At 72.6% G+C, this 7,600-nt stretch carries 10 protein-coding genes; 6 read left to right on the top strand and 4 right to left on the bottom strand.

Annotation, left to right across the window (positions count from 1 at the left end; genetic code table 11):
- Positions 1–142 precede the first annotated feature (142 nt).
- Complete coding sequence (locus ACFWWQ_RS28485; RefSeq protein ID WP_384601989.1) at positions 143–1,084, bottom strand: M28 family metallopeptidase; 942 nt, start codon at positions 1,082–1,084, stop codon at positions 143–145.
- A 524-nt stretch (positions 1,085–1,608) separates the two neighbouring features.
- On the opposite strand from ACFWWQ_RS28485, the gene ACFWWQ_RS28480 reads away from it, so the two are divergent.
- From ACFWWQ_RS28480 to ACFWWQ_RS28455, 6 genes are all read left to right on the top strand, one after another.
- A complete protein-coding gene (locus ACFWWQ_RS28480; protein WP_384601987.1) occupies positions 1,609–1,911 on the top strand; it encodes an urease subunit gamma in 303 nt (100 codons plus the stop codon).
- A 17-nt stretch (positions 1,912–1,928) separates the two neighbouring features.
- Positions 1,929–2,240 (top strand): urease subunit beta, encoded by a 312-nt coding sequence (locus tag ACFWWQ_RS28475; protein WP_143940407.1) that lies wholly within the window; start codon positions 1,929–1,931, stop codon positions 2,238–2,240.
- The gene (locus ACFWWQ_RS28470) at positions 2,233–3,954 is read left to right on the top strand and encodes an urease subunit alpha (protein ID WP_384601985.1); all 1,722 of its coding nucleotides are present in this window, start codon (positions 2,233–2,235) and stop codon (positions 3,952–3,954) included. Before ACFWWQ_RS28475 ends, ACFWWQ_RS28470 begins: the two co-directional genes overlap by 8 nt.
- Before the next feature lie 51 nt (positions 3,955–4,005).
- Entirely contained in the window at positions 4,006–4,680 is a 675-nt protein-coding gene (locus ACFWWQ_RS28465) for an urease accessory protein UreF (RefSeq protein WP_384601984.1), read from the top strand.
- Positions 4,681–4,753: 73 nt separating this feature from the next.
- Positions 4,754–5,455: an urease accessory protein UreG gene (ureG, locus tag ACFWWQ_RS28460; protein WP_384601982.1), complete on the top strand. Its 702-nt coding sequence runs from the start codon at positions 4,754–4,756 to the stop codon at positions 5,453–5,455.
- The gene (locus tag ACFWWQ_RS28455) at positions 5,452–6,285 is read left to right on the top strand and encodes an urease accessory protein UreD (protein WP_384601980.1); all 834 of its coding nucleotides are present in this window, start codon (positions 5,452–5,454) and stop codon (positions 6,283–6,285) included. The genes ureG and ACFWWQ_RS28455 overlap by 4 nt, the downstream gene beginning before the upstream one ends.
- Positions 6,286–6,290: 5 nt before the next feature.
- Here the strand turns inward: ACFWWQ_RS28455 and ACFWWQ_RS28450 are convergent, their stop codons facing one another.
- The 3 genes from ACFWWQ_RS28450 to ACFWWQ_RS28440 form a co-directional block, all read right to left on the bottom strand.
- On the bottom strand, positions 6,291–6,665 hold the full coding sequence (locus ACFWWQ_RS28450) for a hypothetical protein (RefSeq protein ID WP_384601978.1): 375 nt from the start codon (positions 6,663–6,665) through the stop codon (positions 6,291–6,293).
- Between the two features lie 112 nt (positions 6,666–6,777).
- Positions 6,778–7,167 (bottom strand): roadblock/LC7 domain-containing protein, encoded by a 390-nt coding sequence (locus tag ACFWWQ_RS28445; protein WP_143940401.1) that lies wholly within the window; start codon positions 7,165–7,167, stop codon positions 6,778–6,780.
- 58 nt (positions 7,168–7,225) lie between these two features.
- Complete coding sequence (locus ACFWWQ_RS28440; protein ID WP_384601976.1) at positions 7,226–7,573, bottom strand: hypothetical protein; 348 nt, start codon at positions 7,571–7,573, stop codon at positions 7,226–7,228.
- Positions 7,574–7,600: the final 27 nt, after the last annotated feature.

Below are 7,600 nucleotides of genomic sequence, written 5' to 3'. Positions count from 1 at the left end.
CTGGGGGTCTGGGGGCGCGGGCCGGGGGGGCGCGGCCCGGCCGCCCCCCCTCCCGCGCGCCCCGGCCCCGCGCGCCCGCGGGGCCGCGCGGCGCGGGGGCCGACCGGGTGAGGTCAGGCCGGTAGCGCGCGAGCGCGGGCGGTCAGGAGCTCAGCTCCCAGACCGCGTGAGCGATGGCGTCGGTGTGGTTGTCCAGCGCCGTGTCGTCGATGTTCTTCGAGGTGTCGCAGGACTCGTGGTAGCAGGCGTCGAACGCCTTGCCCGCCTCGCCGCCCCACGCCTTGGCCTGCGCGTCGGTCTTGATGTAGTCGGCGCCGGAGAACAGCCCGCCGACCGGGACCCCGGCGTCCTTGAACGGCGCGTGATCGGAGCGGCCGTCGCCCTCGGTCTCCTTCTCGGTGGCGATGTCCTTGGACGCGAACCAGTCCTTGAACACCTTCTCCAGCCGCGCATCGTCGTCGTAGACGAAGTAGCCGGGGTTGGGGGAGCCGATCATGTCGAAGTTCAGATACGAGTCGAGCTTCGCGGTGCCGGCGCCGAGCGAGTCGACGTAGTGGGAGGAGCCGATCATGCCGTCCTCCTCGTCGCCCCACCAGCCGAACCGCAGGTGCTTGGTGGGCTTGAGGTCCGCCTTGGCGACCGCGAGCGCGACCTCCAGGATCCCGGCCGAACCGGACCCGTTGTCGTTGATGCCGGGGCCCGCGGGGACGGAGTCGAGGTGGGCGCCGGACATCACGGTCTTGCTCTCGTCGCCGCCCGGCCAGTCGGCGATGAGGTTGTACCCCTTCGCGCCGCCGCTGTTGAACTCCTGGACCTGCGTGGTGAACCCGGCGGCGTCCAGCTTGCCCTTCACATAGTCGACCGACGCCTGGTAGCCGGCGGTGCCGTGGGCGCGGGTGCCGTTGTTGGCGTCGGCTATGGACTGGAACGTGGCGAGGTCGGCCTTGATGTCGGCCACCGGGATGTCGGGCGCGGCGGTCGGCGCGGTCGCCTGGGCGCTGGCCGCGGCACCGAGCAGACCGACGACGGCGGCGCAGGCGCCGGTGGCGAGGGTGAGACGGCGGGTACGGGCGGTGCGAGTCACGGTGTGGCTCCGATACTGGTGTGGGGGGTGGTGCGGAGCGTTTGACGCGCACATGAGGATCGTGAGGGATCTCCGCCCCGTCAAGAGCGGGTACCGGACAGTGGTGTTCGCCGAGCGGCGGATGGCCCGGATTGCCCGGAGCGTGCCATCCGCGGCACCCGGGGCGCCGTGCCCGATCGGTCCGGCTGGTGTTCCGGGACGTGGAATTCGCCATCGCATTACGGCTGTCGGGAATTTCCGGATCGGGAAATCCGGAAGGGGAATTCGGTCGCCACTCGGTAACTCCTGGTAAGGAAGGCGCCAACTCTCCAGTGACGAGAAGGGTTCCGCAGGTGAGCGGGCGTGTGACGCCGAGGGAATACGCCCGAACTCACCGGTGCCCGATGGGGTGTTGATGACCTCTTACGGAGAGATGGTTTGCTCTCCCTTTAGTCGCTGTGTGATACATCTACCCATACAGGCGTGTCCACGCCTGTGACCTGGGCGAACGCGTGCCCGGGCAGGAAGTCTGTGAGGTGGAACGTATGCAACTGACCCCGCATGAGCAGGAACGCCTGGTGATTCATGTGGCAGCCGACGTGGCCGAAAAGCGCCGAGCACGGGGGCTGAAGCTCAACCACCCGGAATCCATTGCGCTGCTGACCGCCCACATCCTCGAAGGGGCACGCGACGGCCGCACGGTCGCCGAGCTGATGTCCTCCGGACGCCGGGTGCTCAGCCGCGACGACGTCATGGACGGCGTCCCCGAAATGATTCACGACGTGCAGGTCGAGGCCACCTTCCCCGACGGCACCAAGCTCGTCACCGTTCACGAACCCATCAACTGACCGCGGGAGAGCAGAAGATGATCCCGGGACAGATCCTCTACGCCGACGAGCCGGTACGCCTCAACGAAGGCCGCCCCCTCACGCGCATGACCGTCCTCAACTCCGCCGACCGCCCCGTGCAGGTCGGCTCCCACTACCACTTCGCCGAGGCCAACCCGGGCCTGGCGTTCGACCGTGCGGCCGCGCACGGCATGCGGCTCAACGTCGCGGCGGGCTCCGCCGTGCGTTTCGAGCCCGGAATCCCCACCGAGGTCGAGCTGGTCCCCCTCGCGGGCAAGCGGATCGTCGCCGGGCTGCGCGGTGAGACCGGAGGCACTCTCGATGGCTGAGCTTTCCCGCCAGGACTACGCCGACCTCTTCGGCCCGACGACCGGCGACCGTATCCGCCTCGCCGACACCGACCTGGTCATCGAGATCGAGGAGGACCGCAGCGGCGGTCCCGGACGCGCCGGTGACGAGGCCGTCTTCGGCGGCGGCAAGGTCATCCGCGAGTCGATGGGCCAGTCCCGCGTCACCCGCGCCGAGGGCGCCCCCGACACCGTCATCACCGGCGTCGTCGTCCTCGACCACTGGGGCATCGTCAAGGCGGACGTCGGTATCCGCGACGGCCGGATCACCGCCCTGGGCAAGGCGGGCAACCCCGAGACGATGGACGGGGTCCACCCCGACCTCGTCATCGGCCCGGAGACCGAGATCATCGCCGGTAACGGCAAGATCCTCACCGCCGGTGCCATCGACACCCACGTCCACTTCATCTGCCCCCAGCAGGTGGACGAGGCCCTCGCCTCCGGCGTCACCACCCTCGTCGGCGGCGGCACCGGACCCGCCGAGGGCAGCAAGGCCACCACCATCACCCCCGGCGCCTGGCACATCTCCCGGCTCCTGGAGTCGATGGACAACCTCCCCGTCAACGTCGGTCTGCTGGGCAAGGGCAACACCATGTCCGCCGACTCGATGCGCGACCAGCTGCGCGCCGGGGTCCTCGGCTTCAAGATCCACGAGGACTGGGGCGCCACGCCCGCCGTCCTCGACGCCTGCCTGAACATCTGTGAGGAGAGCGGCGCCCAGCTCGCGATCCACACCGACACCCTCAACGAGGCCGGATTCCTCGGCGACACCATCGCGGCCATCGCCGGGCGCTCCCTCCACGCCTTCCACGTCGAGGGCGCGGGCGGCGGCCACGCCCCCGACATGATCGCCATGGTCTCCGAGTCGAACGTGCTGCCCGCGTCGACCAACCCGACCCGGCCGCACACCGTCAACACCGTCGAGGAACACCTCGACATGCTGATGGTCTGTCACCACCTCAACCCGGCGGTCCCCGAGGACCTCGCGTTCGCCGAGTCCCGCATCCGGCCCTCGACCATCGCCGCCGAGGACATCCTGCACGACCTCGGCGCCATCTCGATCATGTCGTCGGACGCCCAGGCCATGGGCCGCATCGGCGAGGTCGTGATGCGCACCTGGCAGACCGCCCACGTGATGAAGAAGCGCCGCGGTCTGCTGACCGGCGACACCGCTGCCGACAACACCCGCGCCCGCCGGTACGTCGCGAAGTACACCATCAACCCGGCCGCGGCCCAGGGCATCGACCACGTCATCGGCTCCGTCGAGGACGGCAAGCTCGCCGACCTGGTGCTGTGGGACCCGGCGTTCTTCGGCGTCAAGCCGCTGCTCGTCATCAAGGGTGGCCAGATCGCCTACGCGCAGGTCGGTGACGCCAACGCCTCCATCCCCACCCCGCAGCCGATCCTGCCGCGCCCCATGTTCGGCGCCATCGGCCGCGCCCCGGGCAGCAACTCCGTCAACTTCGTCTCCGCGCAGGCGGTCGAGGACGGCATCGCCGAACGGCTCCCGCTCGCCAAGGCGTACGAGCCGATCCGCAGCACCCGGTCCGTCACCAAGGCGTCGATGCGCAACAACGACGCCCTGCCGCGGGTCCACGTGGAGCCGGACACCTTCACGGTGACCATCGACGACGAGGTGGTCGAGCCCGCCCCCGCCACCGAACTCCCCATGGCCCAGCGTTACTTCCTCTTCTAAGATGACGCAGATGATCTCATCCAGGAACGGAACGCACCCCGGAGGACCGCGATGAACCGCGCCGCCCTCATGGTGCTCGCCGACGGCCGGTTCCCCGCCGGAGGGCATGCGCACTCCGGCGGGGCGGAGGCCGCGGTCGCGGCCGGACGCATCACGGACGCCGCCTCCCTGGAGGCGTTCTGCCGCGGCCGGCTGCACACCGCCGGGCTGGTCGCGGCGGGGCTCGCCGCGGCCGCCGCGGCCGGCGGCGACCCGCTGGCCCTCGACGACGCGGCGGACGCCCGTACGCCCGTACCGGCGCTGCGCGCCGTCGCCCGCCGCCTGGGCCGCCAGATGATGCGGGCGGCCCGGGCGGCCTGGCCGTCGGCGGAGCTGGCCGCGCTGGCCGCGGCGCGGCCGCGCGGCGCCCACCAACCGGTGGTGCTGGGCGTCGCCGCCCGCGCCGCCGGGCTGACACCGCTGGACGCCGCCTACGCCGCGGCGTACGAGAACGTCAGCGGCCCGGCGACCGCGGTGGTCCGGCTGCTCAGCCTGGACCCCTTCGACGCCACCGCCGTTCTCGCCCGCCTCGCCGGTGACCTCGACCGTCTCGCGGCCGACGCCGCGGCGGCCGGGGCACGCTTCCCGACGGAGGGGCCGCATGTGCTGCCCGCCGCGTCGGCGCCGCTGCTCGACATCACCGCCGAACAGCACGCCGCCTGGCCGGTCCGCCTCTTCGCCTCCTGACCACCGCCGCCGGGAGCCACCCGCTCCCGGCGGCCCCCAGCGCCTCGCGCGCTCGCACGACTACGGAGTCCGTATGCACCTCGACCACGAACTCGACGAGATCTTCCCGCACCGCCACAGCTACAGCGCCGCGACGCCCACCCGCTCCGACGGCACCCGCCGCGCCCTGCGCATCGGCCTGGGCGGCCCGGTCGGCACCGGCAAGACCGCCACGGTCGCCGCCCTGTGCCGGGCGCTGCGTGACGAACTGTCCCTGGCCGTCGTCACCAACGACATCTACACGCGGGAGGACGCCGAGTTCCTGCTGCGTGAGGCGGTCCTGCCCGGTGAGCGGATCAAGGCGGTGGAGACCGGCGCCTGCCCGCACACCGCGATCCGCGACGACATCTCCGCCAACCTGGAGGCCGTCGAGGATCTGGAGGACGAGGTCGGCCCGCTCGACCTGATCCTCGTCGAGTCCGGCGGCGACAACCTGACCGCCACCTTCTCCAAGGGCCTCGTCGACGCGCAGATCTTCGTCATCGACGTCGCGGGCGGCGACGACATCCCCCGCAAGGGCGGCCCCGGCGTCACCACCGCCGACCTGCTGATCGTCAACAAGACCGACCTCGCCCCCTACGTCGGCGTCGACCTGGAGGGCATGGCCCGCGACGCCAAGGCCCAGCGCGGTGAACTGCCCGTCGTGTTCACCAACGTCAAGTCCGACGGCGGCGTCACCCCGGTCGCCGAGTGGGTCCGCGCCCGCCTCGCCGAGTGGACCACGAGCGCCGCATGAGCCCCGCGCCCACCATCACCCGGCCGGCCGGCGACCCGGTCACGGCCGCCGGACTGCGGGCCACCGCCCGTATCCTCGCCCGCACCGACGCGCACGGCACCACCCGGCTGCCTGTCCTGGACGGCGCCGGGCCGTTCGCGCTGCGCCGGATCGGCTTCCCCGGGCCGCAGGCCCGCGTCTGCATGGTGGGCGCGATGAGCGCCCCGCTCGGCGGTGACCGGCTGGCCGTCGAGGCCACCGCCGAGGCCGGGGCGTCGCTCCACCTGACCGCGGCCGCCGCCACCGTCGCACTGCCCGGCCGCACCGGCGACGCCGCCACCTACGACGTCCGGCTGACCGTCGGCGACGGCGCCCGCCTCGACTGGCTGCCCGAACCGCTGATCTGCGCCGAGGGCAGCGACCTGTGGATGACCACCACCGTCGAACTGGCCCCCACCGCCCGCCTCGTCCTGCGCGAGGAACAGGTCCTGGGCCGCAGCGGCGAGCACACCGGCACGCTGCACAGCCGTCTGACGATCCGCCGCGCCGGACGCACCCTGCTGGACCAGGAGACCGCCTACGGCCCCGGCGTACCCGGCTGGGACGCCTCCGCCGTCCTCGGCGGCCACCGGGCTCTCGGTCAACTCATCGCCGTAGGGCCGGAGTGCGAGGACGCCGAGCAGCGGGTGCGGCTGCTGGGCGGGGCCGCGCCGGAGCGGCGGGACGCGTCCGGCGGGCAGGGCGTGCTGGCGCCGCTGACCGGCCCCGCGGTCCTCGCCACCGCCGTTGCCCCGGACGGCCTGCGGCTGCGTGCCGTCCTCGACGAGGCGGCCCGGAGCCTGCCGGGCTGAACCGCTCAGACCTCCAGTACCTCCTCGACCCGGGCGAGCCGGTGCCGGGCCAGCGCGAGATTGGCGCGCTTGCGGTCGAGCACCAGATAGAGGAAGAGCCCGGCGCCGTGGCGCCCGGTCACCGGCCGGATCAGGTGGTACTGCGAGGTGAGCGTGATCAGCATGTCCTCGATGGAGCCCTGCAGATCCAGCATCTCCATCGTGCGCAACTTCGCGCGGACGAGGTCGGTGACTCCGGCCCCGGCGACCTCCATATCCAGTGAGTTGCTGCCGCCGAGCGCCGCCAGCGTCATCCCGCTGGTGTGATCGACGAGGGCGATGCCGATGACGCCTTCGATGGTCGACATCGCATCGGCGAGCGCGTTTTCCATGGATGCCATAACGGTGCACACCTTTCTGGGTACGGGTTGCGGCGGGGCGTGAAACGCGGGGCCCGGGCGGGGCGTTGGGGGAGCGACGACCGGTGGCGGCGGGGTGGGAACGGCGGCGGGATCAGGACGGGTCCGCGGCGGGCGCCTCGTCCACCAGCGCACCGATGCGCTCCGCGGCCTGACGGGCCTGCAGATGCAGTCGCCCCACATTGATCTCCGGGCCGCCCACGGTGGTCAGCACCGCCTTCGCCCCGGCCGCGTACGCCGCGACGTAGCCGTGCGTGCCGCGGGTGAGGGTCTCCTCGAAGCCGCCCTGACCGGTCGCCTCGGTGAGACGCTTGGCGACGCCGATGGCCGCCGCGGTGAGCGCGGCGAGGGCGTCCGGTTCGATGTTCCGCAGATCGTGGGCGATGACCATGCCGTCCGCGCTGGCCACCATGCCGCCGCGAAGATGGCGCACCTGGTCGCGCAGCGCGTGCAGTTCGTCCCGCACCCTGGGCTGGATCGTCATCAGTCTCCTCTTCTCGGCGCGCCGTGCGAGGGCACGTCTCATGGGTCGTCACGACGGTTCACAGGTTCTCCTCCAGTGCCGTACGCAGGCGGGTGAGGAGGGTGACGTCGGGGTCGGCGGTCTCGGGGAGCCCGGCCGGCAGCCCCGGCGCCCCGGTGGACGGCTGAGGGTCCCGCTCCCGCGCCTCCTCCAGGCACACCCCCGGACGCCGCCGGGGCAGCGCGCCCGGCGCCCCGCCGTCGTCCGCGGCGGAGTGCGTCGGCCGCTCCGCGTCCCGCTCGCGCCCGGCGGCCCGCGACGACGGCCCGGCGCCCCGCCCGCCCGCGGGAGGACGCGACGGCAGCCCGCCGTAGCGGCAACCGGGGCCCCCCCGCGGCGGCAGCGCGGGCGCGTCACCCGACCGCATGTCCGGGCCGCTCCAGTCCCCGGTCTA

This window comes from Streptomyces sp. NPDC059080 (genome assembly GCF_042739975.1).
Taxonomy (GTDB): domain Bacteria; phylum Actinomycetota; class Actinomycetes; order Streptomycetales; family Streptomycetaceae; genus Streptomyces; species Streptomyces benahoarensis.
This window is presented reverse-complemented; position numbering and strand designations above follow the sequence as displayed.